Annotated in this window: 22 protein-coding genes and 1 pseudogene; 21 read left to right on the plus strand and 2 right to left on the minus strand. The window is 57.2% G+C overall.

Going from position 1 to position 26880, the window contains the following annotated elements:
* Positions 1 to 93: 93 nt before the first annotated feature.
* The 11 genes and pseudogenes from miaB to BQ2657_RS08760 all read left to right on the plus strand — a co-directional run bounded on the left by miaB (position 94) and on the right by BQ2657_RS08760 (position 14953).
* Positions 94 to 1422 (plus strand): tRNA (N6-isopentenyl adenosine(37)-C2)-methylthiotransferase MiaB, encoded by a 1329-nt coding sequence (gene miaB / locus BQ2657_RS08710; RefSeq protein WP_075580270.1) that lies wholly within the window; start codon positions 94 to 96, stop codon positions 1420 to 1422.
* Positions 1419 to 4031, plus strand: a complete 2613-nt coding sequence (gene mutS / locus BQ2657_RS08715) for a DNA mismatch repair protein MutS (protein ID WP_075580271.1) — start codon at positions 1419 to 1421, stop codon at positions 4029 to 4031. The genes miaB and mutS overlap by 4 nt, the downstream gene beginning before the upstream one ends.
* A complete protein-coding gene (gene mutL / locus BQ2657_RS08720; protein WP_075580272.1) occupies positions 4028 to 5989 on the plus strand; it encodes a DNA mismatch repair endonuclease MutL in 1962 nt (653 codons plus the stop codon). Before mutS ends, mutL begins: the two co-directional genes overlap by 4 nt.
* Before the next feature lie 22 nt (positions 5990 to 6011).
* Entirely contained in the window at positions 6012 to 6803 is a 792-nt protein-coding gene (locus BQ2657_RS08725) for a class I SAM-dependent methyltransferase (protein ID WP_075580273.1), read from the plus strand.
* Complete coding sequence (miaA, locus tag BQ2657_RS08730) at positions 6800 to 7759, plus strand: tRNA (adenosine(37)-N6)-dimethylallyltransferase MiaA (protein WP_075580274.1); 960 nt, start codon at positions 6800 to 6802, stop codon at positions 7757 to 7759. Before BQ2657_RS08725 ends, miaA begins: the two co-directional genes overlap by 4 nt.
* 94 nt (positions 7760 to 7853) lie before the next feature.
* Complete coding sequence (gene hfq, locus BQ2657_RS08735) at positions 7854 to 8123, plus strand: RNA chaperone Hfq (RefSeq protein WP_075580275.1); 270 nt, start codon at positions 7854 to 7856, stop codon at positions 8121 to 8123.
* Entirely contained in the window at positions 8098 to 9003 is a 906-nt protein-coding gene (xerD, locus tag BQ2657_RS08740) for a site-specific tyrosine recombinase XerD (protein ID WP_187119189.1), read from the plus strand. The genes hfq and xerD overlap by 26 nt, the downstream gene beginning before the upstream one ends.
* A gap of 22 nt (positions 9004 to 9025) precedes the next feature.
* Positions 9026 to 9887: pseudogene (gene htpX, locus BQ2657_RS08745) on the plus strand (zinc metalloprotease HtpX).
* A gap of 366 nt (positions 9888 to 10253) precedes the next feature.
* Positions 10254 to 11495, plus strand: a complete 1242-nt coding sequence (locus BQ2657_RS08750; RefSeq protein WP_075580276.1) for a sodium/glutamate symporter — start codon at positions 10254 to 10256, stop codon at positions 11493 to 11495.
* 205 nt (positions 11496 to 11700) lie between these two features.
* Positions 11701 to 12417: an anaerobic ribonucleoside-triphosphate reductase activating protein gene (locus tag BQ2657_RS08755; RefSeq protein ID WP_083236230.1), complete on the plus strand. Its 717-nt coding sequence runs from the start codon at positions 11701 to 11703 to the stop codon at positions 12415 to 12417.
* A gap of 121 nt (positions 12418 to 12538) precedes the next feature.
* Positions 12539 to 14953: a ribonucleoside triphosphate reductase gene (locus BQ2657_RS08760; RefSeq protein ID WP_075580277.1), complete on the plus strand. Its 2415-nt coding sequence runs from the start codon at positions 12539 to 12541 to the stop codon at positions 14951 to 14953.
* Positions 14954 to 15037: 84 nt separating this feature from the next.
* On the opposite strand, the gene BQ2657_RS08765 is transcribed toward BQ2657_RS08760, so the two are convergent.
* Together BQ2657_RS08765 and BQ2657_RS08770 are read right to left on the minus strand one after the other, a co-directional pair.
* A complete protein-coding gene (locus tag BQ2657_RS08765; RefSeq protein WP_075580278.1) occupies positions 15038 to 15601 on the minus strand; it encodes a class I SAM-dependent methyltransferase in 564 nt (187 codons plus the stop codon).
* 19 nt (positions 15602 to 15620) lie between these two features.
* Positions 15621 to 16196: a phosphatase PAP2 family protein gene (locus BQ2657_RS08770; protein ID WP_187119190.1), complete on the minus strand. Its 576-nt coding sequence runs from the start codon at positions 16194 to 16196 to the stop codon at positions 15621 to 15623.
* 198 nt (positions 16197 to 16394) lie between these two features.
* Between BQ2657_RS08770 and BQ2657_RS08775 the strand changes: the two genes are divergently transcribed.
* The 10 genes from BQ2657_RS08775 to BQ2657_RS08820 all read left to right on the plus strand — a co-directional run bounded on the left by BQ2657_RS08775 (position 16395) and on the right by BQ2657_RS08820 (position 26880).
* Positions 16395 to 17744: an MATE family efflux transporter gene (locus tag BQ2657_RS08775; protein ID WP_083236231.1), complete on the plus strand. Its 1350-nt coding sequence runs from the start codon at positions 16395 to 16397 to the stop codon at positions 17742 to 17744.
* A 230-nt stretch (positions 17745 to 17974) separates the two neighbouring features.
* Positions 17975 to 18562 (plus strand): energy coupling factor transporter S component ThiW, encoded by a 588-nt coding sequence (gene thiW, locus BQ2657_RS08780; RefSeq protein ID WP_075580280.1) that lies wholly within the window; start codon positions 17975 to 17977, stop codon positions 18560 to 18562.
* Positions 18492 to 19334, plus strand: a complete 843-nt coding sequence (thiM, locus tag BQ2657_RS08785) for a hydroxyethylthiazole kinase (RefSeq protein WP_083236232.1) — start codon at positions 18492 to 18494, stop codon at positions 19332 to 19334. The genes thiW and thiM overlap by 71 nt, the downstream gene beginning before the upstream one ends.
* A gap of 106 nt (positions 19335 to 19440) precedes the next feature.
* On the plus strand, positions 19441 to 20922 hold the full coding sequence (locus tag BQ2657_RS08790) for a Y-family DNA polymerase (RefSeq protein WP_075580281.1): 1482 nt from the start codon (positions 19441 to 19443) through the stop codon (positions 20920 to 20922).
* Complete coding sequence (locus BQ2657_RS13675; protein ID WP_390621271.1) at positions 20919 to 21482, plus strand: YdbC family protein; 564 nt, start codon at positions 20919 to 20921, stop codon at positions 21480 to 21482. The genes BQ2657_RS08790 and BQ2657_RS13675 overlap by 4 nt, the downstream gene beginning before the upstream one ends.
* Positions 21483 to 21624: 142 nt before the next feature.
* Positions 21625 to 22317 carry a PdaC/SigV domain-containing protein gene (locus BQ2657_RS08800; RefSeq protein ID WP_075580282.1) on the plus strand — a complete coding sequence of 231 codons (693 nt, stop codon included), beginning with the start codon at positions 21625 to 21627 and terminating at the stop codon, positions 22315 to 22317.
* Between the two features lie 52 nt (positions 22318 to 22369).
* Positions 22370 to 24004: a DUF4153 domain-containing protein gene (locus BQ2657_RS08805; RefSeq protein WP_075580283.1), complete on the plus strand. Its 1635-nt coding sequence runs from the start codon at positions 22370 to 22372 to the stop codon at positions 24002 to 24004.
* A gap of 31 nt (positions 24005 to 24035) precedes the next feature.
* Positions 24036 to 24956, plus strand: a complete 921-nt coding sequence (locus BQ2657_RS08810; RefSeq protein WP_075580284.1) for a DMT family transporter — start codon at positions 24036 to 24038, stop codon at positions 24954 to 24956.
* Between the two features lie 45 nt (positions 24957 to 25001).
* On the plus strand, positions 25002 to 26312 hold the full coding sequence (locus BQ2657_RS08815; protein ID WP_075580285.1) for a C1 family peptidase: 1311 nt from the start codon (positions 25002 to 25004) through the stop codon (positions 26310 to 26312).
* On the plus strand, positions 26305 to 26880 hold the full coding sequence (locus tag BQ2657_RS08820) for a thiamine phosphate synthase (RefSeq protein WP_075580286.1): 576 nt from the start codon (positions 26305 to 26307) through the stop codon (positions 26878 to 26880). Before BQ2657_RS08815 ends, BQ2657_RS08820 begins: the two co-directional genes overlap by 8 nt.

Consider the following 26880-nt stretch of genomic DNA (forward strand, 5'->3'; position numbering starts at 1 on the left):
TTTCTTTTTTGTTATTTCTAGCGTATAATGAAGTATTGAGACTTTTCACTGTCGTTTGCTTAAATATTAGGATAGAAGGGAAACAGAGAACCAATGACCAAGAGTTACACCATTCTGAATTACGGCTGTCAGATGAATGAAAGTGATTCAGAACATTATGCCGGGCAGCTTTCCGACCTGGGCTACCATTATACCGAAGATTATCACCATGCAGACGTGATCCTGATCAATACCTGCTGCGTCCGGGAAAGCGCGGAAAAGAAGATCCTGGGCAAAATCGGGGAGATGAAGCAGATCAAGCGGGAAGATCCTTCCAAAGTCCTCTGTGTCACCGGCTGCATGGCCCAGAAAGACGGGGAAGACTTCCTGAAGAAGTATTCTCAGGTGGACCTGCTCATTGGTACGGCTCATGTGAACAATTTCAGCGCCATCCTCCAGGATTATCTGCACCAGGACCAGCGGAAGGCCGGCATGTACAATGACCTGACCGTCATGCCCCGGGAATTCGAGGGCCATTTCGTGCGGAAGAGCAGCTATGCGGCCTGGGTGCCCATCATGTATGGCTGCAATAACTTCTGCACCTACTGTATCGTGCCCTATGTCCGGGGACGGGAACGGAGCCGCAGCGCCGAAGCCATCTGTGAAGAGATCCGGAAGGCGGTGGAACTGGGCTACCGGGAATTCACCCTCTTGGGACAGAATGTGAATTCTTATGGAAAGGACCGGGGAGAAAAGGATGCCTTTGCCGCCCTCTTGCGCCAGGTGGATGCCATCCCTGGGGTGGAACGGGTCCGGTATATGACCAGCCATCCCCGGGACATGAGCGAGGAACTGATCCGCACCGTGGCAGAAAGCAAACATGTGTGCAAACATTTCCACATCCCCGTCCAAAGCGGCAGCACCCGGATCATGCAGGCCATGAACCGGGGCTATACCCGGGAGACCTATCTCCAGCTGGTGGATACCATCCGGCGGTATGTTCCGGAGGCGGTCCTGACCACGGACATCATCGTGGGTTTCCCGGGGGAGACGGAAGAAGACTTCCAGGAGACCCTGAGTCTTTTCGAAGAAGTCAGCTACGATGCGGCCTATACCTTCATCTATTCCAAACGGTCCGGGACTCCGGCTGCGGCCATGGAAGAGCAAATCCCGGAAGCAGTGAAGAAAGACCGGCTGAACCGGCTCATGGAGCTCCAGAACCGGCACAGCCTGAAACACAACCAGAAACTGGTGGGGCGTACGCTGCCTGTGATGGTGGAGGGCCTCAGCCACAACAACAAAAAAATGTGGAGCGGCCGGACCGACGGCAACAAGCTGGTGCTCTGGCCTGTGGGCGAGAGGATCTTCAATCCGGGGGACATCGTCCCGGTAGCCATTGAAACCGCTCAGACCTGGCTGCTCAAAGGACGTGCTGCTTTATGACTACATTGACTCCGATGCTGCAGCAGTATCTGGAAATCAAGGAACAACATAAGAATGAACTGCTCTTCTTCCGCCTGGGAGATTTCTATGAGCTGTTCAATGAAGATGCCATCACGGCTTCCCGGGAACTGAACCTGACCTTGACCAAACGGGCAGGGGGGAAGGCGGGGGCTTCCAGCACCATGCCCATGTGCGGAGTGCCCTTCCATTCGGTGGACGGCTATCTGGCCAAACTGATCAAAAAAGGCTATAAGATCGCCATCTGCGACCAGATGGAAGACCCGAAAAAGGCCGTGGGCATCGTGAAGCGGGAAGTGACCAAGATCCTGACCCCGGGGACGGTGCTCAGCGATGCGGTGCTGGAAGAGAGCCACAACCAGTACCTGGCCTGCCTGGAACAGGATGGCAAGGGGCTCTGCCTGGCCTTTGCCGATGTGTCCACTGGGGAATGCGCCTGGTACCTGGCCCGGGGCAAGGACCGGGAAGAAGCGGTGCTGGATCAGCTGTACCGGCTGCAGCCCGCAGAACTGATACTGACAGAATCCAATGAAAATTTCGGAGAACTGCTGGACAAGGTGAACCAGAAACTGCCGGACTGTATGCTGAACCATTATGATCCGGTGCCAGGTCTGGATTATTTCAGCCAGCATTTCGGCCAGGATCATCCGGCGGGCCAAGAACCCTTGGTCCATGGGACTGTGGAGCATATGCTCCAGTACATCCATGAAAATGTCAAGAGCGACCTGGCCCAGATCAACCGTCTCCGGGAGATCACCACTGATGCGGTGATGAACCTGGACGCCACCGCCATCCGGAACCTGGAACTGGTGAAGAACATGAAGGACGGCACCCGGCACGGGACCCTTCTGGAAGTGCTGGATTACACCCGGACGGCCATGGGGGCCCGGCAACTCCGCCAGTGGGTGGAAGGGCCGCTCTTGGATACCGCCCGGATCCGCCTCCGCCAGCAGGCCATCGGCTGCATGGTGGACCAGGCCCGGTTCCGTACGGACCTGGGGGATGCCCTGGGAGAGATCACCGACTTGGAGCGGATCCTTTCCCGGATCGAAGTGGGTTCTGCCAATGCCCGTGACTTGGCCGCTCTGCGGACCGCCCTTCGGGCCCTGCCCCAGGTGAAGCGGCTGCTTTCCGGGATTCCGGAAGGACTGCTCCATACCCTGGACGGCCGGATCAGCCTCCATGAGGATATCCTGGACGAACTGGAACGGGGAATCGTGGATGATCCCCCCTTCACCGTCCGGGAAGGGGGCATGATCCGCAGGGGCTTCAATCCGGAGCTGGACGAAGTCCACGACATTGCGGAAAATAACAACCAGTGGATGCTGCACTTCGAACAGAAAATCAAAGACCAGACCGGCATCAAGAACCTGAAGGTGGGCTACAACAAAGTCTTCGGCTACTACATCGAAGTGTCCAAAGGACAGATCTCCCAGGTGCCGGATACCTTCATCCGGAAGCAGACACTGGTCAACGGGGAACGGTACATCGTGCCGGAACTGAAGGATTTCGAGAACAAGATCCTCAGCGCCAAAGAAAAGATCCAGCAGCTGGAATACTACCTGTTCGACGGCATCCGCCAGGATATCCGCCGGCATCTGGTGGAAGTCCAGGAAACAGCCCGGGCCCTGGGGGTGCTGGATGTGCTCTATTCCCTGGCCATGGCAGCCTTCAAGGGGAACTATGTATGCCCCCAGCTCAATGACCGGCAGGAGATCATCATCAAGGACGGCCGGCATCCGGTGGTGGAAAAGCTGCTGGAACGGGAACTCTTCGTGCCCAACGATGTGCATTTGAACAACACCGATGAACGGCTGATCATCCTGACAGGGCCCAATATGGCCGGGAAATCCACCTATATGCGCCAGGTGGCCCTTTTGACCCTGATGACCCAGATGGGCAGCTTCATCCCGGCCCGGGAAGCGGATGTTTGTCCGGTGGACCGGATTTTCACCCGGGTAGGGGCCAGCGATGATTTGGCCACCGGCCAGAGCACCTTCATGGTGGAAATGAATGAAGTGGCCAACATCCTGAAATACGCCACCAGCCGCAGCCTGATCATCCTGGATGAAGTAGGCAGGGGCACCAGCACCTATGACGGCATGAGCATCGCCCGGGCGGTGGTGGAATACATCAACGACAAGATCCGGGCCAAGACCCTGTTCGCCACCCATTACCACGAGCTGATCGAACTGGAACAGCTGGATCCGGGGATCAAGAATTATTCGGTGGCGGTCAAAGAAAAAGGCCGGGAAGTGGTCTTCCTCCGGCGGATCGTACCGGGAGGCACCGACAAGAGTTACGGGATCCATGTGGCAAGACTGGCCGGCCTGCCGGAAAAAGTGGTGAAGCGGGCCGATGAGCTGCTGGAAGAATACACCGACCAGGGCAGCCATGGAAAAACGGCAGTACCGGCGCCTCAAAAGCCGGCCAGCTCCAAAGAGGAAGCCCTGCAGCCCAGTCTCTTTGCGGATGTGATCGGGGATACCCTGCGGAAATTGGATGTGATGACCATGACACCCCTGGAAGCCCTGAATACCCTGTACAAACTCCAGGAAGAAGCCAAACGGGAGGGAGGTCAGAACTTATGAGCGCTAAAGTACAGCTGCTGGACCAGAACACTTCCAACCAGATCGCAGCCGGGGAAGTGGTGGAAAAACCCGCTTCCGTGGTGAAGGAACTGGTGGAGAATTCCCTGGATGCCGGCGCCAGCCAGATCGAAGTGGATATTTTTGCCGGGGGGACGGAATTCATCCGGGTCCGGGACAACGGATCTGGGATGGACGAAGCCAATGCCCGGATGGCCATCCTGCGCCATGCCACCAGCAAGATCGTAAAGGCGGATGACCTTTTGACCCTCCGTACCTTGGGCTTCCGGGGAGAAGCCCTGCCCAGCATCGCCTCTGTTTCCCATTTCACCCTGCTGACCCGGGAAGCGGGCTCGGAATTTGCCACCCGGATCGCCATCGACGGGGGTGAAGAGATGGACGTGGAATCCATGGGGGGCGATGTAGGCACCACCATCACCGTGAAAGACCTGTTCTATAATGTCCCTGCCCGGCGGAAATTCCTCCGGACAACGAATACAGAAGGCCGGTACATCAGCGAGATCCTATCCAAAATCGCTCTGTCCCGGCCGGACGTCCATCTGACCCTCACCCGGGATGACAAAGAAGTGATCAATACCCCGGGCAGCGGGGATATCCTGGACACCATCGGCTCCCTCTATGGGAAAGAAGTGACCCGGGAACTCTTGACGGTGGATTATACCCAGGAGGGGATCTCCGTCAAAGGATACATCAGCCGGCCCACCCTGCTGAAAGGGACCCGGCAGTGGCAGACCCTTTTTGTGAACGGCCGCTGCATCAACAACCGGATGGTGAGCAAGGCCATCGACCATGCCTACCAGTCCCAGATACCCAAGGCCGGGTTCCCCTTTGCGGTGCTGAACATCGGCATCGATACCCATCTCATCGACATCAATGTCCATCCCCAGAAAAGCGAGATCAAATTCGGGGATGAAAGTGCGGTCTACCGGGCGGTGTATCATGGGCTTTGCCAGGCCTTGACCCAGCCCATGGCGGGCCGAGAGACCCGGGATGGTTCCGTTGCCTTGGCCCAGCCCGGCACTGGATCCGGCGGGGCAGGCACGGGGAACTTGCAAAAGGTTTCCCCGGCCCCGGAAACCCGTCCTCTTTTCCAGGGGGGGGACCGGGGGTGGCAGCCCCGCAGCACTGCCTTCGGACGGAGCTATGCCTCCAGCCCCAGCGGCAGCTACGGACAGCCTGTCTGGAAAGTCCCGGATGCGGTTTCGGAAGAGACCACGGAAAAATTCTTTGCGGCTCAGCGGGCAGATGGAGCTCCAGGAGAGATCCAGGAGGCCGGAAAGGAACCGGAGCAGCCGGCGGCAACCCAGGAAACGGGCACCAGCGATGAGGCCCTGACAGAAGACGCCCGGGACGCGGCCCTGAACAGCGGCGTGGATATGATCTGGCCCTTGGGCCAGGTGGACCGGGTGTTCATCGTGGCCCAATCGGAAACGGCCCTTTATTTGATCGACCAGCATGCAGCCCACGAACGGGTCATGTATGACAAATTCGTCCGGCAGCAGCAGAAGATCCCTTCCCAGCAGCTGCTCCTGCCCCTGTTCCTCAATGTGACCAAGCCCGAAGTGGAGCTCATCGAAGCCTACCGGCAGGAATTCCTGGAGCTGGGGGTGGATGTGGAACCGGCGGGGGAAACCGCCCTGCGGGTCTCGGCCCTGCCGGCAGATGTGGAAAACGGCCAGGCAGAAGGCTTCATCGACGACATCCTGAAGCTGTTGTCGGAAAACAAAAAAATCAAGACCAGCGATCTGCGGGAGGGCGTGCTCCATTATGCCGCCTGCCACAGTGCCATCCGGGCCGGGGAAGTGCTGAACATCCGCCAGATGCGCCAGCTGATCCTGGAACTGCTGAACACGGAACATCCCTTCACCTGTCCCCATGGCCGGCCCTGCATGATCCAGCTTTCCAGCGAAGAATTGTACCATATGTTCAAACGGACATAAGCACGAAAGGAGAATCCAACCCATGTCCATTTACGGGGTCACCGTCATCCGCAAAAGCGGGACGGAACTGTACCAAGAGGCCCGGTCCTGGGCGGCTGCCCTGGATCTGCCCTTCCTTCCCCGGCCCCTCCACGGCACCTTGGACCAACTGCTCCGGGAAAAGGGGATGAAGGCGGTGCTGGTGGCCACCCACCAGGGCCCCCAGGTCTATACAGAGGAAGGGATCCTGAAATACCATCCTTCCATGGGAGTCCCCCGGATCCGGAACCTAAAACGGGGCGGCACGGACCATCTGGTCCAGGCCTGTCGGCTCCGGCCGGGGATGCGGGTCTTGGACTGCACCCTGGGGCTGGCTGCCGATGCAGCGGTGGCTTCTTTTATCACCGGGCCGGAAGGGAAAGTGGTGGGGCTGGAGGCCTCCCCAGTCCTGTATCTGGCGGTTTCCCAGGGCCTCCAGCAGTATGCCATCGACGATCCGGATATCACTGCCAGCCTCCGCCGGATCGAAGCCCGGCTGGGCAAGGCAGAAGAACTGCTGCCCACCTTGCCGGCAGATTCCTTCGATGTGGTCTATTTCGATCCCATGTTCAAGAAACCGGTGGGGAATTCTGCCAGCATGCAGCCCCTGCGCCCGGCTTCCTACCACAAATCCCTGGATGGTTCCATGGTCCGGGCGGCCCTGCGCCTGGCCCCCCGGGTGGTGGTGAAAGAACGGGAGGAAGCCTTCCTGAAGAGCCTGGGAGCCCAGGAAATCCAAGGCGGGAAATACAGCCGGATCAAGTACGGGATCATCGGAAGGGAGGGAGCCCAGTGACCAGCGGCAGAACTGACAAACCGAAAGTCCTGGCCATCATCGGTCCTACGGCCACCGGCAAGAGCCACTGCGGCATCGCCCTGGCCCGGATCCTGGACGGAGAGATCATTTCCGGGGATTCCATGCTGGTGTTCCGCCACATGGACATTGCTACGGCCAAACCCACGGCGGAAGAACTGGCCTTGGTGCCCCATCATCTGGTGGATATCCTGGAACCCGGTGAGAAGTTTTCTGTAGTGGATTTCCAGCAGCAGGCCGGGCAATGGATCCGGGACTGCAACTGCCGGGGAAAACTGCCCATCCTGGTGGGTGGGACCGGCCTTTACGTCAAGGCCCTCTTGGAGGGTTACGATTTTTCCCAGGTGGACGAATCGGCTTCCCTGCGCCGGGAACTTGCTGCTTATGCAGACCGGGAAGGGAATGCGGCCCTCCACCGGAAATTGGAGGCCTTGGATCCGGCCAAGGCCATGGAATTGAAGATTAATGACAGAAGGCGTATAATAAGAGCCATCGAAACGACCCTGGGTGGGGAACGAGTATCTGCGGCCAAGGCAGCAGAAAGTCCCTACGACGCGGTTGTTTTTGGATTGAGTATGCCTCGGGCTTCTTTATACGAGAGGATCAACCTGCGGGTGGATCAAATGGTGGAACAGGGGCTTTTCGAAGAGACCAGGAAGCTGATGGCCATGGGCGTGCCGGAAACGGCCCAGTCCATGAAGAGCATCGGGTACCGGCAGGTGCTGCAGTATTTCCATGGAGAGTGGACACGGGAAGAATGCATCGCCAAGCTGAAACAGGCTACCAGGAATTTTGCCAAGCGCCAGGTTACCTGGTACAAGAAAATGCCCTATATCCAGTGGTTCCAGCTGGAGAATCCTCCAGATTATCAGCGATGTGTTGCAGAAATGCTGGCCGCGTTGCAAAAACAGAATTTCATCCCAAAGCAAGAACCCTGAGGCGCTAAGTATCCCATTCCGGGCACTGAAGCTCAAGGCGGGAACTCCTTTCCGGAATTCCCCGCAGCACTTACATGACAAGGAGAGAAAGATCATGACAACAGGCACAAACAAACCACTGAATCTGCAGGACAGTTTCCTGAACCGGGTGCGCAGTGAAAAAAAGACCATTGTAGTCTATCTGCTCAATGGCTTCCAGGTCCGCGGCAAGGTCTGGGGCTTTGACAATTTCACTGTGATCATGGAAAGTGAAGGCAAACAGCAGCTGATCTACAAACATGCCATTTCTACCATTGCTCCCTTGGAAGCAGAGACAATCCTAGTCTTAAAAAAAGGGAATGATCAGGGTGTCAATAAGGAATAAACTGGAAAAGGAAATCAATCTGTTTTTGGAATACTTGACGGTGGAAATGGGATTGGCCTATAATACCCGGGAATCTTACGGCAGGGACCTCCGGCTTTTTGCCGGATGGATCAAGAAACCCCTGACAGAAGTGGACCGGGAGGATATCCTGGCTTACATGAAGATGCTCCGGCAGCACCAGTATGCGCCTACTTCCGCTTCCCGGAAGCTGGCCGCCCTGAAAGCCTTTTTCCGTTTCATGACGGCGGAGGGCTTCCTGGAGGAAGACCCTTCGGAAGTGGTGGAAGCCGGGAACCGAGGCGTGGTCCTGCCGAAAGTGATGAGCTTGGAAGAGGTGAAACAGCTTTTTGCCGCTCCGGATCTCCATCAGCCGGAAGGCTTCCGGGACCGGACCATGCTGGAAGTGATGTATGCCACCGGGATGCGGGTATCAGAACTGCTGACCTTGAAACGGGCCAGCGTGAACCTGGAGACCCGGTATGTGATCGCCTATGGGAAAGGGGCCAAGGAACGGCTGATCCCCCTGGGCCAGATCGCAGTCCAGTTCTTGAGGAAATATCTTACCGATGTGAGGCCGCTGTTCGTGAAGAACGGCCGGGAGGACGACAGCCTGTTCCTGACCATCCGGGGCACCGGGATGACCCGCCAGCGGTTCTGGCAGATCATCAAAGCCTACGGGGTGAAGGCCGGGATCCAGAAGCCGCTGACTCCTCATATCCTGCGCCATTCCTTTGCCACCCACATGCTGGACAACGGGGCGGACCTCCGGACTGTCCAGGAACTTTTGGGCCATGCGGACATCTCCACCACCCAGATCTATACCCATCTGACCAACAACCGCCTGAAGACGGTCTTCGACAAGAGCCATCCTCGGGCGTAAAGAGAATGCGAGGTGAATGACCATGTTCAAAACGACTTTGCTCATGGGCCTGATGACGGGGCTGATGCTCCTGATCGGCGATTATATCGGGGGGCAGCAGCGGCATGACCGTGATGCTGGCTTTTTCTCTGATTTCCAACGCTGTGATTTATTGGTACAGCGACAAGCTGGTGATTTCCCAGTACAACGCACAGCCAGTGGATGCCAAGAGCGCCCCCATGCTGTACGGGATCGTCCAGGGCCTGGCCCAGAGAGCCCAGCTGCCCATGCCCCGGATCTATGTGATCGATACGGTACTGCCCAATGCCTTTGCCACCGGACGGAACCCGGAACATGCGGCAGTGTGCGTCACTACCGGCTTGATGGAACTGCTGGAACCCAGGGAAATCGCCGGGGTGCTTGGCCATGAGATGAGCCATGTGAAGCATGACGACATCCTGATCAGCACCATTGCTGCCGGGATGGCCGGGATCATTTCTGTGATGGCCCGGTTCGCTTTTTGGTTCGGTGGGGACCGGGACGACCGGCGGAACAATCCCATCGCTGGGGTGCTGATGTTGGTGCTGACTCCTTTGGCAGCGGCCATCATCCAATTGGCCATTTCCCGGACCCGGGAATACATGGCGGACTATACCGGCGGCCAGCTCAGCGGGGACCCCGATGCCCTGGCGGACGCTTTGGCCAAGATCGAAAGCTATGCCCGGACCCGGACCATGCCCCGGGCCACAGAAGCCACGGCCCATATGTTCATCATTTCTCCTTTTTCCGCCAAGGATGCCCAGGCTCTCTTCAGCACCCATCCTGCCACGGAAAAACGGATTGAACGGCTCCGGGCAGAAGCCCAGCAGATGCGCCAGGCTGGAACCATACAGCCATTGGTTTAAAATTTGCAGTTTACAGATGACCACGCTCCACTGACATTTTAGACGGAAATATTGACAAAAAGAGAGGATTGCACGGGAAAGGGTTACAAGCGTGTAATCCTCTCTTTTTCATTACGATGTCCATGCATTGTCATAACTTTATAGAAATTTATCCTGGATTTTGTTAATTTGTATACAAAATCCAACACAAAATTTTGTGTAAAAAATAAGATAACAATTACTGGTGATAATTTTCAGACAGTTATCTTGTTATTCAAATTTGCCTATGATAAAATGTTTTCGTAACGAAGGCTGTCGGGGCTGGAGCCTGGCAGCACGCTTTACGCACTATATTCTATTTTTTCTTTCATTGGAGGAGGATCTTAAATGGAGAGGATGATTATCAAATTATCCATGTTCCACACCCTGGCTTTGGGGGTACTTTCCATCTGGTTCGGTGACTGGCTGCGGGCCAAATTCCCGTTCCTGAAGAAGTACTGCCTGCCTGGCGCAGTTGTCGGCGGTACGATTTTTGCTATCATCAGCTTACTGCTTTACAATGCCGGTATCTGTGAACTGCAATTCGATTACAAAGTGGCCAACAGCCTGTTCTACTGCATCTTCTTTGCAGCCAGCGGTGCTGCTGCCAGCTTGAGCCTGCTGAAGACTGGCGGGAAATACGTGGTGCTGTTCTGTATTTCTGCTGCTGTCCTGGCGGCCATCCAGAACGTAATCGCTCTGGGCCTGGGCAAGGTCCTGGCCGTGCCGCCTCTCTTGGCCATGATGACCGGTTCCATCCCTATGACCGGCGGACACGGCAACGCGGCAGCTTTTGCTCCTATCGCCGTCCAGTTCGGACAGGGGAACGCCATGGAAGCAGCCATCGCAGCAGCTACCTTTGGTCTGATTTCCGGTGCCATCATCGGCGGTCCTTTCGGTCGTTTCATCGTCCGGAAACATCACCTGGAAGATCCTGCCCTGGATGGGAAGGGTGAAATGGAAGAAGAATCCGGGAAATCCACCCTGGGCACCCAGATGCACAAAGGTGATATCGTCCAAGCCATGTACCTGATGTGCTTCGCCCTGGGGCTGGGCGGTGCCTTCTTCACTGTACTGAAAGCCCTGAACATTTCCTTCCCGATCCACGTATGCTGCATGTTCGCCGGCATCCTGATCCGTCTGTTCTTCGACGCCAAGAAGGGCGCTGACCATACCACCCTGTACGAAGGCATCGATACCGTCGGGGACTTCTCTCTGGGCCTGTTCGTTTCCATGTCCATCATTTCCATGAAACTGTGGACTCTGGCCGGCATGGGCCTCCAGCTGTTCATCCTGTGCATGGCGCAGGCCGTGTTCATCATCTTCTACGCTTACTTCGTGGACTTCTTCGGCATGGGCAAGAACTACGATGCTGCCGTGATTGCCGTTGGCCATACCGGGTTCGGCCTGGGTGCTGTGCCTGTATCCATGGTAACCATGACTGCCGTCTGCAAGAAGTACCGTTATTCCAAACTGGCCTTCTTCGTCGTGCCGGTGATCGGCGGGTTCCTGAGCAACATCACCAACGCCATCATCATCAGTAAGTTCCTGGATATCGCACATGCCATGCAGATGGCCATGGGCCTGTAAGCTGGGGCGACCCGAGGGGAAGACCGAAGCTGTCCAGCTAATCCGGAAGAGGATCCTGCTCCAGGGGATCCTCTTTTTGCATGCCTGAAAAAATAAAAGGCGGCGAAGGGCTCCCTGTCTCAGGTTTCTTGAACATACGTTTTGTCAAGTCTTTATTATTTTTTGGGCCATGATATAATAGGTACGATTTTGCAGGAAGGGAGGGATGGATATGCACATTGCCGGCTGGCAGAAAGTATCCCTGGTGGATTATCCAGGAAAAGTGGCCTGCACCCTTTTTACCGGCGGCTGCAATCTCCGCTGTCCGTACTGCCACAACAGTGAACTCCTGGAGGGCCCGCTCCCTTCCCAGGATATCCAGGAAGTGTTTGCCTATTTGGAGGCCCGCAGGGGCATCCTGGACGCTGTGGTGGTCAGCGGCGGCGAACCCTGCCTCCAGCCGGATCTGCCTGCTTTCCTGGAACGGCTGAAAAGAGAGGGTCTCTTGGTGAAATTGGATACCAACGGCTGTTTCCCCCTTCTCCTGGAACGGATCCTCCAGGAAGAGCTGGTAGATTATGTGGCCATGGATTGGAAAAATGCCCCGGACCAGTATGGGGTCACCACCGGCCGGGAGGATGTCCCGGTGGCCGCTGTGGCCCGGAGCCTGGAACTGCTGCTGGAGGGGAAGGTTCCGTTTGAACTTCGTACAACGGTTGTGGAACAGCTGCATAATGAACGTTCGTTCGAAAAAATCAGGGACTTCCTGGAACCTCTGGCTGCCAAAACTGGGAAAAAAATCCCGGCCTTTTACCTCCAGGCCTTCAAAGATCGGGAGACGGTCCCTTTTGCCGGCTTCACTGCACCGGACCGGAAGACCTTGGAACGGTATGGGGCCTTATTGGAACCCATTGCGGACCGTGTCATGATACGTGGCGTTTAGACACAACATTTAGTATACAACGTTGTATATAACCACTACATGTTGACAATCTGTAGATTCCGTTCTACAATGAAGGAGCAATTACGGAAAAGCAATTTTGAGAGAAAGAGGGAATGAAGCCATGTATTCCGTGGTAAAACGCGATGGCCAGATCGTTGATTTTGACGTGACCAAGATCAGCAGCGCCATTACGAAGGCATTCGAAGCACTGCACAAAAACTATCATCCCAGCATCATCAATATGCTGGCACTGCAGGTGACGGCTGACTTCGATTCCAAGATCAAAGATGATCTGATCAGTGTGGAAAGCATCCAGGACAGTGTGGAAAAAGTCCTGTCCGATTCCGGCTATGCCGATGTGGCAAAAGCCTATATCCTGTACCGGAAGCAGCGGGAACAGATTCGGAACGTCAATTCTTCCCTTTTGAACTACAAGGATCTGGTGGACAACTACCTGCGGGTGAATGACTGGCGGGTGAAGGAAAATTCCACCGTCACCTATTCTGTAGGCGGGCTGATCCTTTCCAACAGCGGGGCCATCACCGCCAACTACTGGCTCAATGAGATCTACGACAAAGAAGTGGCCGACGCCCACAAAAGCGCAGCCATGCACATCCACGATCTGAGCATGCTCACTGGCTACTGTGCCGGCTGGAGCCTGAAACAGCTGATCCAGGAAGGGCTGGGGGGGATTCCTGGGAAAATCACTTCTTCTCCTGCCAGCCACCTTTCTACCCTGTGCAACCAGATGGTGAACTTCCTGGGGATCATGCAGAACGAATGGGCCGGAGCCCAGGCTTTCTCTTCCTTCGATACTTACCTGGCGCCTTTTGTGAAGAAGGACAACCTGAGCTACAAAGAAGTGAAACAGTGCGTCCAATCCTTCATCTACGGCGTGAACACTCCCAGCCGGTGGGGCACCCAGGCGCCTTTTTCCAACATCACCTTGGACTGGACCTGCCCGGAGGATCTGAAGGATGTGCCCGCCATCGTAGGGGGCAAAGAGCAGGATTTCACCTATGGGGACTGCAAGAAGGAAATGGATATGGTGAACAAGGCCTTCATCGAGAACATGATCGAAGGGGACGCCAACGGGAGAGGGTTCCAGTATCCCATCCCCACCTATTCCATCACCAAGGATTTCGACTGGAGCGAAACGGAAAACAACCGGCTGCTCTTTGAAATGACCGCCAAATACGGCACGCCTTATTTCTCCAACTATATCAATTCCGATATGAAGCCCAGCGATGTGCGGAGCATGTGCTGCCGGCTGCGGCTGGATCTCCGGGAACTGCGGAAAAAATCCGGGGGCTTCTTCGGGTCCGGGGAATCCACCGGTTCTGTAGGGGTGGTCACCATCAACATGCCCCGGATCGCCTATCTGGCCAAGGACAAGCCGGATTTCTATGACCGGCTGGACCACATGATGGACATTGCTGCCCGGAGCCTGAAGACCAAACGGACGGTGATCACCAAGCTGCTGGATGCAGGGCTGTATCCTTATACCAAACGGTATCTGGGGACCTTCAAGAACCATTTCAGCACCATCGGCCTCATCGGCATGAACGAAGTGGGGCTCAACGCCAATTGGCTGCGGAAGAACCTGACCCATCCGGAAACCCTGGCCTTCACCAAAGAAGTGCTGATCCATATGCGGGAACGGCTGAAGGATTACCAGGAAAAATACGGCGACCTGTACAACCTGGAAGCCACTCCGGCGGAATCCACCACCTACCGGCTGGCCAAGCATGACAAGGAACAGTATCCGGACATCATCACGGCCAATGAACATGGGACCCCGTACTACACCAATTCTTCCCATCTGCCGGTGGGCTATACCCAGGATCTGTTCACGGCCCTGGATATGGAAGACGATCTCCAGACCCTGTACACCTCCGGTACCGTGTTCCATGCCTTCCTGGGCGAAAAATTGCCGGATTGGCAGTCCGCCGCCGGACTGGTGCGGAAGATTGCCAACAATTACAAGCTGCCGTACTTTACCCTGTCTCCCACTTACAGCATCTGCCGGGAACACGGGTACCTGACGGGTGAGCAGTATACCTGCCCCTACTGCGGTGAGAAGACGGAAGTCTACAGCCGGATCACCGGGTATTACCGGCCGGTGCAGAACTGGAACGATGGGAAAGTCCAGGAATTCAAGGACCGGAAAGTCTATGATCTGGGCCAGTCCCACCTGCACAAGGGGGAAGCTCCGCAAGAACGGCCGGTGTTCCAGAAGCCGGCGGTGAAACCGGTTCCGGCAGATGCGAAACATCTGGCCAAGACCGGGACGGAACAGGAGAACACCTGGATCCTTTTCGGGACCCATACCTGCCCCAACTGCAAGATGGCCGTCCGGGAACTGGAAAAACACGGTGCGGCTTTTAGGGAAATCTTTGCGGAGGAACATCCGGAACTGGCCGAGAAATACCAGGTCCAGAGTGCACCGACCCTGTTGGTGAACCAGGGAGATACCCTGAACAAAATCGAAGGGTTCGGACCCATCCGGGCCTTCATCAAGAAGCAGGGGATGTAAAGAGGTAAAAAGGAAAGGACCCGCCCTTTTGGAGGACGGGTTCTTTTTTATGGAAAAAACGGTGCGCCAGTTCCTGATCTGCCTTCATTTACAACAGGTATAGGTAAAAGCCGGCGGCAGGTTCAGCGGTGTGAATCCCAACTTTACCTTCCGGAAGATCCGGTGGAAGGTGCAGTACATCTGGAACGAATATTGGAAAGCCACGAATTTCCCGTGGCTGGAAAGGGACCGGTCTATACCGGCCAAGATCTTCAGACGGTCCTTTTTTTCGATGACGGCAAAAGGCAGTCCGGAAATGATGCAGTCTGCTTTCGGGAGATTGTGCAGCCGCATCAGGGCGGGGAGGTCTTCTGCCTGGGAACCGAAAAGGACCTGGGGGAACCTTGCTTTCAGTGCTTTCTGCATCTGGGGATCCTGTTCAATGACCAAGAATACGCTGTCAGGCCGTTTGTGGGCTGCAGCATACTCCGTGAATACGCCAGTCCCTGCTCCCAATTCCACAATCACATTGAATCTTTCCCAGGGAAGGGAAGCCAGCAGCTTCTCTGTCAGATAAGAAGAGCTGGGAGTGATGCTGCCGATCTTCGCTGGGTTCAGGAGGAAATCTTTCAAGAATAAAATTTTTTCTGCTGCCAATTCCTGGGTCATGGTGCTCCCCCTTTCTTTTTCAGTACAGTTTGGCAGAATGCCATTGAGAAGCCGATATCCGGCGGGCTTCCCATTTTTTCACGGCCCACACGGCCATCTTGGCCACTCCATACCCGATCAGCACCCCGGTCAGCACATCCGTAGGGTAATGGACCCCCAGATACAGCCGGGACAGGCTGATCAGAGCGGCGGTCACCAGCGCCCCTACGCCCCAGCGTCTGGGCAGCAGCGCAAAGAGCACGAAGGCAACGGCAAAGGAACTGGACGTATGGCCGGACGGGAAGGAAAAATCCACAGGGGGCGTTATCAGCGGAATGATTTCCGTAAACGTAGAGAAGGGCCGGGGCCGGGCGACCCAGAGTTTCAAGATCCCATTGGAAATCACCGTGTTCAACACGATGGCCAGGGCAGCGGTGAGACCGATGGAACGGGTTTTGCTGCGGATCAAGAGACCAACGGTGATGAGGATCCACAGGAAGCCCATATTGCCCAAGTCTGTCATAAATTCCCAGAATACGGTGGCCGCGTCGCTGCGAAGATTCTGCTGGATCCACAGGAGGAGCTGGGCATCCAGGAAGGTCATTGTCTGCATCATAGAAATCATCTCTTTTCCTTTTGTTGTCCGTATCATAAGCCTCAAATGTAAACGAAATTTAACCGGGATTTAAAGCAATCTCCAAAAAACTGTGAAAAAACAGAGCGGCTGGGGGAGCGGGAAAAGAAGGCGTGTGCTTTTTTCCGGCAGCGTGTATAATAGATTTATTCAAACCATTGGAAAGAGAGGGATCATTCCTTGGCTGCATCTCAAATCAATATGCTGGAAGGCTCTCTGACGAAGCCTTTGTTTCAATTTGCCATTCCGGTGGCCCTGATCGGGATCCTGCAGCAGATGTTCAATACGGCGGACATCATGGTCCTGGGGCGGTACGTGGGGACGGAAGCCCTGGCGGCAGTCGGGAACAACGCCCCGGTGATCGGGGTCATGGTCAATCTCTTTTTGGGGATTTCTCTGGGAGCCAATGTGCTCATCGCCCGCCGGCTGGGAGGCCGGCAGCTGAAAGAGGCGTCAGGAGCCGTCCACACTACGGTGCTCATGGCCCTTTTGACCGGCCTTTTCATCTTGGTGGCGGGGGAAATCTTGGCGGGGCCTCTCATGGTGTGGATGGGGGTCCCTGAAGAAGTGCGGGCTGCCTCCGAATTCTATCTGCGGATCTACCTGTTGGGCATGCCGGGGATGACGCTGTACGATTTCCTTTCCGCCATTTACCGCAGCCATGGCAATGTGCGTACTCCGCTGCTTTCCCTAATCACTGCCAGCCTGGTCAATATTACAGGGAATTTCCTGGCGGTCTTTCTGGGGTTCGGCTTGGCCGGCGTAGTAGTGGCTACGGCGGTGGCCAATTATGTGAGTTCCGGGCTCCTGCTCCGGATGCTCCGCTATGAACATGGGGTGCTCCATTTTTACCCGGGAGCCGTCCGGATCCGCTGGGAAGACATCCGGGAAATCCTTCGGGTGGGGGTGCCTGCCGGGATCCAGGGCATGGTGTTCAACCTGTCCAATATGGTGATCCAGTCCGCCATCAACAGCGAAGGGGCCTTGGCCATGGCGGCTTCGGCAGCAGCCTATGTGCTGGAAATCAACAGCTATCCTTTCATCATCGCATTCGGCCAGGCCATCACCACCTTCACCAGCCAGAATTTCGGGGCTGGGAACCTGAAGCGCTGCCGGGAAGTGGTGCGCCGGGGGCTGTGCCTGAACTTCCTGTTCACCTGCGGACTGATCGGGCTGGTGTTCCTGGCGGCCCGACCTTTCCTGGAAATCTTTGGACTCCAGGAAGAAGCCGTGGATCTGGGGGTCATGCGGATCCATCTGATCATCGGGTTCTATTTCCTGTCCACTATCTACGAAAGCCTGTCCGCCTCCCTGCGGGGGTTCGGGAATTCCCTGGCACCGGCCCTGGCCATGCTGGTGAGCATCGTGGGCACTCGGCTCCTGTGGCTGGCCACCGCCTACGCCGCCAACCCCACCTATCGGAACATCATGTACTGCTACCCTCTGAGCTGGCTGGCCGCCGATGTGCTGATCGGGGCCCTGTTCTGGCGGGAGATGCGGAAACAGCGGCTGACCCCCGGTTCCCCTTGAATAATCTCTCCCAATCTGCTATACTAAATGCGATCGAGGGGGAGCGCCCTGGATCGGTATTCATTTTGCAGCGAGGGAGCCCGTGTGCCGGGTTGAGAGGGTACCACAGTACCGACCGTTACGACTGGCTTTTGCCGTCTTTCCGGCGCTGGGGAATGGGTACGGAAAATGGAATCGACTCCACGCCTGAAGGATCGGCCCGCCGGTCCATAAAGGAGTGGAGTTTTTTTATGGAAAGCAAACAGCAAAAAGTCCTGCGTCTGGTGTTTTTGTCCATGATGATTGGCCTGGGGGTCGTGATCTCGCCCATCCTGCGGGTGGAAGGCATGTGCCCCATGGCCCATCTGATCAACATCACCTGTTCGGTGATGCTGGGACCCTGGTATTCTCTTTTGTGCGCCACCTTGATCGGCATCATCCGGATGACGGTGATGGGGATCCCGCCGCTGGCCCTTACTGGGGCCGTGTTCGGGGCGGTGCTCTCCGGGATCTTCTACCGGGCCAGCGGGGGCCAGATCATCGCCGCCTGCCTGGGTGAAGTGATTGGTACCGGGATCATCGGGGCCATGGTTTCTTACCCTGTGATGGAAATCCTCATGGGCCGCACCGGGCTTTCCTGGATGTTCTACGTGCCCAGCTTCATTGCCGGCACCCTGATCGGCGGTTCCATTGCCTTTGGGCTCCTCACCATCCTGTCCCGGAACGGGACTTTGTTGGAATTCCAGAGAAAATTGGGAGTGAATATCTATGACCGGGGAAGTCATCAGCAAGCTGCCCAGGACCTTTATGGACATCATGTCCAAGGTGCGGGAAAATGAACCGCTGATCCACTGCATGACCCATGCCATCACCATGAATGACAGCGCCAACGCCATTTTGGCAGTAGGGGGGAGTCCCACCATGGCCTCCCATCCCCAGGAAGTGGAAGAAATCGTGGAGGCGGCGGATTCTTTGGTAGTGAATTTAGGGAACATCAATGCAGAAAGGCTGGAAGCCATGAAAATCGCTGGGGAGAAGGCCCATGAAAAGGGCATCCCCATCCTGCTGGATGCGGTGGGGGTGGCCTGCAGCACTTTGCGTCTGGTGTACGCCCAGCAGTTCATCGAGCACAACCGGCCTCAAATTATCAAAGGGAACAGCTCGGAAATCCGGACTCTGTGCGGCCTTTCCGCCCATGCTCACGGGGTAGATGCGGGAGCGGCAGATGCAGTGACCCAGGAGAATTTGGCTGCCGATGCCCGGCTGTTCGGCTCCTACGCCCGGCAGCATGGGGCGGTGCTCTTGGTCACCGGGCCGGTGGACTTGGTGACGGACGGGGAGACCGCCCTGGGCATTGCCAACGGGACCCCGCTTTTGGGCCGTCTCACCGGCACCGGCTGCATGGTAGGGGCTTTGGCCGGCACCTGGCACGCCTGTGGACCTTCCCTGGCGGCGGCAGCCCTGGGGACGGCTGTCCTGGGGATCGCCGGGGAAGAAGCTGCCCAAGACTGCCCGGGCCTGGGGACCTTCCACATCCGCCTGCTGGATGTCCTGTCCAATCTGACGGGAGAGCAGGTGGCCGGACGGGTGAAGCTGCTGGCAGCCGGATAAAGAAGAAAAACAGGAAGAGGAGGACACCGCTTGCAGGGTCCTCCTTTTTGTGTTATGATAACAACAAACACGTGTTCATAATACAAACAAAACAGGAGGCAAACAAATGGAACAACAGCGGATCTATGCTGCCATTGATTTGAAGTCGTTCTATGCCTCGGTGGAATGTGTGGAACGGGGGCTGGATCCTTTGGATACCTGCCTGGTGGTGGCTGACAAAAGCCGGACGGACAAGACCATCTGCCTGGCGGTCTCGCCGGCGCTGAAGGCCTTCGGCATCCCCGGCCGGCCCCGTCTCTTCGAAGTGATCCGCCAGGTGGAGGATCTCAACGCTCTGCGCCGGGCCCTGCGCCCGGGAAGGCACTTCACCGGCCGTTCCCATCTGTATTCCCAGCTGGAGGCGGACCCAGGGCTGGAACTGGATTATATCACCGCCGTCCCCCACATGAAGCGGTATATGGAAAAAAGTGCCCTGGTGGTAGGAATCTATCTCCAGTATATGGCACCGGAAGATATCCATGTGTATTCAGTGGATGAGGTCCTGCTGGATCTGACGCCTTATTTGAAAAGTTATGGGTGGAGCGCCCGTACCATGGTCCAGAAGATGATCCGCAGCGTGCTCCGGGAAACCGGGATCACTGCCACCGCCGGCATCGGGACCAACCTGTATCTGTGCAAGGTAGCCATGGATATCGTGGCCAAGCATATGGCACCGGATGCGGACGGGGTGCGGATCGCTTCCCTGACGGAACAGTCTTATCGGGAGAAGCTGTGGAACCACTGCCCTTTGACGGATTTTTGGCGCATCGGGCCGGGGATCACCCGGAAGCTCCAGCGGTATGGGATGTATACCATGGGGGCTGTAGCCCGGATGTCCCTCCAGGACCCGGATCTTCTGTACCATCTGTTCGGGGTGAATGCAGAGCTCTTGATCGACCATGCCTGGGGCTGGGAACCCTGCACCCTCCAGGATATCCGGGCCTACCGCCCCCAAAGCAGCAGCCTGGGGTCCGGCCAGGTGCTCCAGCAGCCCTGCAGCGCAGAAAAGACCCGGCTCATCGTCTGGGAGATGGCGGATCTTTTGGCCCTGGACTTGGTGAAGAAGCAGCGGGTGACGGACCAGCTGGTCTTGACTCTGGGCTATGACCGGTGCAGCTTGGAAGATCCGGATCGGCGCCGGTCCTACCGGGGAAAGGTGGTCACCGATCATTACGGACGGCTGCTCCCGGCCCATGCCCACGGCTCCTGCCGGCTGCCGGAAGGGTATACGGATTCGGGAGAGATCATCCGGAAAGAAGTCTTGGCACTTTTCGACCGGATCTGCGACCCTCATCTCCTGGTGCGGAAAGTGACCTTGACGGCGGAACATGTCCAGCTGGCCCGTTCCCAAGCCCTTCCTTTCCGGGAAGCCAGCCTCTTTGAGGAAGCTGCCGGCCTGCCCTGCCGAGGACGGGAAGCAGGACTCCAGCAGACCATCCTGCGCATCCAAGAACTGTATGGGAAAAACGCTCTGCTCCGGGGCAGCAACCTGCTCCAGGGGGCCATGACCCGGGAACGGAACCGGCAGGTAGGGGGGCATCGGGCATGAAGAGCTATGGGGATATCCTCCATCTGCCCCGCCCGGAGATCCCAGCCCATCTCCGGATGCTGCGGAAGCTGCGGGCTGCCCAGTTCGCGCCTTTTGCCGCCCTTGCCGGGTATGGAGAACTGGTGGAAGAAGCACTCCGCCAGGCCGAAGCCAGGGCCCAGGAAGCAGAAGCCGGTGTGGCGGAACCGGAAAGACCGGATGAAATGACGGAAAATTTGCATTTAATGACGGAAGGGGGTTCCCAAAACAGGAAACTCCGTTATAATGGAAGCAAACAGCAAAAAACAATCGAACAAGGAGGATGCAAAATGGCAGGCAGGAACAATTCGGATTTTAGCTACGAACTGGTGGAAGAACTGGGAGTACTTTCCACCAGCAAAAGCGGCTGGCAGAAAGAAATCAACCGGGTTTCCTACAATGGGACCAAACCCAAATTCGATCTGCGGGAATGGGCCCCAGGACGGGAAAAGATGGGAAAGGGGATCACCCTCAACGAAGAGGAAGCCAAGGAACTGTGCAGGATCCTGTTCCAGTATTTCAAGAAACAAGCAGAAAGGTGAAAAAAGGGGGTGCTGCGTGGGCGGCATCCCCATTTCCATTGCAATGGAAACGCAGCCAGGGACTGCTTTTTCGCAATCTCTCCATTTGCCGAAACGGCTTCCCTGTGGTATCCTCAAAGGAGAAAGAAAGGGAGGGATCTTTATGCACGAAAACAAGTTTTCCATTTCCCTGAAAAAAGCGGCGGCAGCCAGTCTTTGCCTGGGGCTGCTGTGGGGGCTGCCTTTGGAGACGGTCCAGGCCCGGGTGAAGGAACAGCGGGCCGAAGCGGTCAGTTACACCATGGAATACCCGGAAGTCAAGGTGCCAAACAGCCGAGCTGAAAAGGCCATCAATGAGGATATCCTCCGCTATGTCTCCGATTTCCAGAAAGCATACCAGGCCGGGAAATTCTACCAGGGAGATTTTTCCTACAAAGTGCGGTACGAAGATGACAACGTGGTGTCCCTGACCCTGGCAGACTACCGGTATCACATGGGGGCCGCCCATGGCTTCACCCGTACCCGGGGGCTTACCTACCGCAAGACGGATGGGAAGAAACTGCCCCTGTCCCATTTTGTGAAGCTGGCCCCGGATGACAAGTTTATCGTCCTGAGCCAGCCCATCCTGGACAGCCGGAAGCAGCGGGTGCCCTGGCAGAAGACCTTCCTCACAGATTCCATCGGCTGGACACATGCGGAAGTGACGGACAATTACTGCCTGGAAAAAGGGGGACGGGTGGAATTGATCTACCAGCCCTATGACTTGGGCTGCTATGCCTTGGGGACCCTGTACGTGGATCTCTCCCCCCAGGTGGTGGATTATCTGAATCGGAAGAATCAACAGGAGCAGGGCTAAAAGGAAAATGGCAGGAACCGAAGGACAGCAAAAACCAGAGGAGGAACCTCGTATGTTTCGCAGGATCAACCGTTGGTGCCGGGAAATCTGGGAACGGAACCAGCGTTTCAAGACAGCTTTTCTCGGCAGCTGGGGAATCTTTTTGGTAACCCTGGGGCTCACCGTCCTGGGAAAGGGAGAACAATGGATGAGATGGACGGCGGCCAGCCAGGGGATCCTGGCTGGGCAGCTGGTGATGCTTTTTTCCGTGCCCTGGCGGCTGTACAACGAACGGTACGGCCGGACCGGACCCCGGCGGGAAGCGGTCAATTTCCTGCTTTTCCTCCTGCTCTGGCGGAGCCTGGAACAGCTTCCCTCCTTCAACGACTATCTATTCATGGGTCTTTGCGGAACCGCGGCTCTGTCGGCTGCCCTGACTCTCTTTTTCTGCGATGACCCGGATGGCAGGAAGGGGCTTTTTCCCGCTTTTCTCCTGGCCCTTGGCAAAAGCCTGCTCCTGGGAGGGCTGGTCCTTATCCTTTTGGGCCTCACCCTGTCCGGGATCAAGATGCTCCTGTACCCGCTGCTGTCCCTGGAATGGCTGTGGCTGTCCTGTATCCTGTCCTTGGCAGCGGCTTGGCAGGTGCTTTTGGCCCAGATCCCCCGGCAAGACGAACCTTTGGCGCTGCCGGGCTGGTACCCTTCTCTCTGCCGGAACCTGCTGCTGCCGGCGGCGGTGTTCCTTTTGGCCATCCTTTATGTCTATCTGGGCAAAAGCCTGCTGGCAGGAGCCCTGCCGGTGGGCGTCATGAACCCCTATGGATCCTGTGCCCTGGCCTTTTATGCCCTGTTCTACTTTTCCTATCCGGAACAGGAACTGCCCTGGGTGCGGAAAGTACTGAAATGGGGAGCGCTCCTGCTGGTCCCTGTGGCGGCGGCCCAGCTTTGGGGCGTCTGGATCCGTCTGGAAGCCTACGGGCTCACCAGCCTCCGGTATCTGTCCCTTTGCTGCACCTGCGTGGGGCTTAGTGTCCTGATCTGGGGCATCACCAAGCAAAAGCCCCGGAAGCTGTACCTGCTGTGCGGGATCCTCAGCGGGATCCTGGCCTTTACTCCCCTGAACCTGGTGGATCTGCCCGCCTGGTTCCAGTTCCGGCGCCTGGAAGAAGCCATCACCCGGAACCACCTGCTCCAAGAGGGGAGTTTGGTCAGTGCCAAAGGGATCCCACCAGAAGACGGGGAAAGGATCCTCAGCAGCTATGTGTACCTGGGCCGTTCTGCCGGCCGGTGGCGGTATCCTTTGGTGGCGCAGATCAAGGGCTCTCCGTTCCTGGCCACCCTGCCGCTGCCGCCCAAAGAAAAAAGCCGTGCCGGTTCCCGGTATTTCAACTACCGCCAGGAACTGACGACACTGCCGGTCAGCGGCTATTCCCGGGTGGTGATCCTGAAAGGAGCGGTCATCCAACAGAACCGCCTGCATGTTTCCGGAAAAGGGAATACTGGGTACGATCTGCCCATAGACCCTGGGTACCTGCAGATGCTGCGGGAAAAATATCCCTCCGGGGGACAGATCGAGGAAAAAGACCTCCAGTACCAGCCGGAAGAAGGGAAGCTGCTGCTCTTTACCCAGCTGCTGGGGACCGGTGACGGTTATGACCAGAAGGGGAAGAGCACCGTCAGCGTCCATGGCTACCTGCTGGAGCGCTGAAATCTCAAATCGAAGGAAGGGAATGCCGCCTATGACCAAACGCCAAGAAGCCATCCTCTGCATGCTGGTGGCTGCCTTGTTCTTTTGCCTGACGGAAATCTGTATGAAGAAGATCAATGGGGATCTGAACGGGATCCAGGCCAATGCCACCCGCTATCTCCTGGCCGGCCTCTGCCTCCTGCCCTGGAGCCGGAAGCAGCTGGCCGCCCGCCATACCCGGATCACTTGGGCCCAGCAGAAATTCTGTTTCCTCCTGGGATTCGTAGGCATCACCATCGTAGGGCCGCTGTACCAGATGGCCTCGGTGGTCCTGGGGGCCAGCCATACGGCGGTGATCTTTTCCAGCACGCCGCTTTTCATCACGGTGCTGGCCGCGCTCCTTTTGGGGACGCCCATCACCCGGCGGGAGATCCTTGCCCTGGCCCTCCAGGTGCTGGCCATCGGGGTGCTGGTGGATCCCTTCCACATGACCATGGATCCCCTGGGGCTCCTGGCCCTTTTGATCTGCGTCCTGGGGTACAGCCTCTATGCCGTGGGAGGCAAGAAACTGATGCCGGCCCTGGGCAGTGTGACGGTGACCGCTTGGACCTTCTTCTGGAGCGGGCTCCAGCTGACGGCCCTCGCTCTTTTCTCCCATGTGCCGGCTGCAGCCCAGTTCCTGACGGCTCATGGGCTGGCACGGTATGCCCGGATCTCCCTTTTGACCGGGTATACCTGGGCCAATCTGCCCTGGGTACTGGTGCTGTACCTGGGGGTCACCCTCACCGCCGTCCTCTGCTGGTTCCACGCCATGGAATACGGCTCCATCACCCTGGGGAGCCTGACCTATTTCATCAAACCGGCCCTGAGCCCGGTGTTTGCCTGGCTGCTGCTGGGAGAGGCCATCACCCTTTCCATGGCAGCGGGTATGGCACTGATGTTGCTGGGCGCTGGGATTGCCCTGAAAAAATAGGATTCGCTTGAAAATATCATGCTTTGAGAAAGGAAATGGACTGTTATGAAAGAAATCGACGATGCGCTTTTGCAGGAATTCCGTTCTGCCTATGAAAAAGACCGGGAAGCCCAGACCCTGAACAGCGCCCTGGCCAAGACCGATCTGGCCGACTTGGCCTTCGTGCCCATGAAAGCGGCCCTCCACCAGGGACCTTTTGCGGTGGAAGTGAAGACCCGGGGCATCACCGCCCAGCAGAAATCCGGCCGGTGCTGGCTTTTTGCGGCTCTCAACATCCTCCGGGAAATCGTGGCGGAAAAATGCGGACTGGAACAGTTCCAGTTGTCCCAGAACCACCTCAGCTTCTATGACAAGCTGGAAAAAGCCAACAACTTTTTGGAAATGGTGATCCAGCAGGCCGGGGAACCGGTGAAGGGCCAGAGCATGCAGTACGTGCTCCGGGGCATGGTGGACGGGGGCTACTGGAGCGAAGCCGCCCATCTGGTGGAAAAATACGGGGTGATGCCCCAAACGGCCTGGCCGGAATCTTACCAATCGGAACATACGGACCGTTTCCTGGCTGCCATGAACCGGCTGCTGCGGAAGGATGCCCTGGAACTGCGGGAACTGGTCCAGGCCGGGGAAGATCCCTATCCCCGGAAAAAGGAAATGCTGGCCGAAGTCTATAAAGCGGAGTGCATCGCCTTCGGGGCCCCTGTGGAGACCTTCGATTTCGCCTGGCGGGACAAGGAGAAGCAGTACCACTGCGACAGGAACCTGACGCCCAAGGAGTTCTATGAGAAATATGTGGGGCTGGCCCTGGAGGAGTATCTGCCGGTGATCAACGAACCGACGCCGGACAAGGAACTGGATACCCCCATCGTGTTCCATGCTGTGGAAAATATGGTGGGCCGGGATATGGCCGCTCTGAACCTGTCCCAGGAAGCTCTGGAAGACCTGTGCATCCGCCAGCTCCAGGCCGGAGAGCCGGTGTGGTTCGCCTGCGATGCCGGGGCCTACGGGGCCCGGAAGGAAGGCATCTGGGATCCGGACAGCGTCCAAGTGGAAAGACTCCTGGGCGGGTTCTCCCTGGAGATGCCCAAAGGGAAACGGCTGGAATACGGAGCCAGTTCCGCCACCCATGCCATGCTCCTTACCGGAGTGGATTTCGATGGCAATGGCCGGCCCACCCGGTGGAAAATCGAGAACTCCTGGGGCAAGGAGGTAGGGAAGGACGGGTATTTCGTCTGCTCGGAAAAATACTTCCGGGAATTCGTCTATGAAGCGGTGATCCGCCGGAGCCACTTCACGCCGGAACAGCGGACCATGCTCCAGAAAGAACCCATCCGGATCAATCCCTGGGACGAAGATGTGTAAGGCTTTCCCCGCGTTCTGCATCACCAACCGCCGGCTGTGCCGGATCCCCTTCCTGGACCAGCTGGACCGGATCCTGGCCAAACGCCCGGCAGGGGTGATCCTGCGGGAAAAAGACCTGTCCCTGGAAGCCTATCTGGCCATGGGCCGGGAAGTCCTGGCCCGCTGCCGGGCGGCCGGGGTCCCCTGCTGGTTCCACAGTTTCCCGGAAGCGGCCTGCCGGCTCCAGCCGGACGGGCTCCAGCTGCCCATGGCTGCACTGCGGGACCTGACGCCGGAAGAGCGCCGGAAGTTCCAAGGGAAACTGGGAGCATCCTGCCACAGCCTGGCAGAAGTCCAGGAAGCGGCCCGGCTGGGGGCATCCTGCTGCACCTTCAGCCATATCTATCCCACCCAGTGCAAGCCGGGCCTGCCGCCCCGGGGCTTGGAGCGGCTCCGGGAAGTCTGTGCCCACAGCCCCCTCCCGGTCTATGCCCTGGGGGGAGTGACCCCGGAACGTTTCCCAGAACTCCAAGCAGCCGGGGCAGCCGGAGCCGTGATGATGGGGTGGTGGATCCGGGAAACTGCATGA

This window comes from Acidaminococcus massiliensis, assembly GCF_900095825.1.
GTDB classification, from domain to species: Bacteria; Bacillota; Negativicutes; order Acidaminococcales; family Acidaminococcaceae; genus Acidaminococcus; species Acidaminococcus massiliensis.